Below are 600 nucleotides of genomic sequence, written 5' to 3'. Positions count from 1 at the left end.
TTTGCTCGGCAGGCCGGTAACCCTGGTAATCAACAACGCCGGCGTCGGCCTCGGTGGCCCAATCGGCGAGGTGTCACTTGAAGATTGGCACTGGTGCATGAACGTCAATCTATGGGGAGTTATTCACGGCTGCCATTATTTTGCCCCTCAGCTTCGCGATCTGGGCTATGGAGGCATCATCAATGTGGCCTCTGCTGCCGCATTCGGGTCCGCCCCGGAAATGGCCGCCTACAACGTCACCAAGGCGGGGGTGCTGGCCCTGTCCGAAACGCTGTCTTCTGAACTGACCGGTACCGGCGTAAAAATCACGGCCCTGTGCCCAACCGTGGTCCCGACCAATATCGTCGAGAATGGGCGCCTGCCTGAACGTCGCCGTGACTTTGCCCGTTCAGCGATGACCCGCTATGCCCTCACCAACGCCGACCAGGTGGCCCGACAGACCCTCAGTGCCCTTGATCGAGGTGAGCTTTACATGCTGCCACAAATTGACGGCCGGCTTGCCTGGCGGTTGAAACGCCTGACGCCACGACTATACGCCCGCGCGATTGGCGAAGCTTACAGAATGCTGGCTGATTAAACCGCATTAGTGGAAACGAAACA

Annotated in this window: 1 protein-coding gene; it reads left to right on the top strand. The window is 59.0% G+C overall.

Features of this window, described 5'->3' with window-relative positions:
- Nucleotides 1-577: SDR family NAD(P)-dependent oxidoreductase (locus A3730_RS27030; RefSeq protein WP_063539338.1), on the top strand; the 577-nt coding region annotated here is incomplete at its 5' end.
- Nucleotides 578-600: the final 23 nt, after the last annotated feature.

The sequence above is a fragment of the Alcanivorax sp. HI0044 genome, from assembly GCF_001634945.1.
Note: the sequence above shows the minus strand (reverse complement) of the source record. Positions and strands in the feature narration are given on the sequence as shown.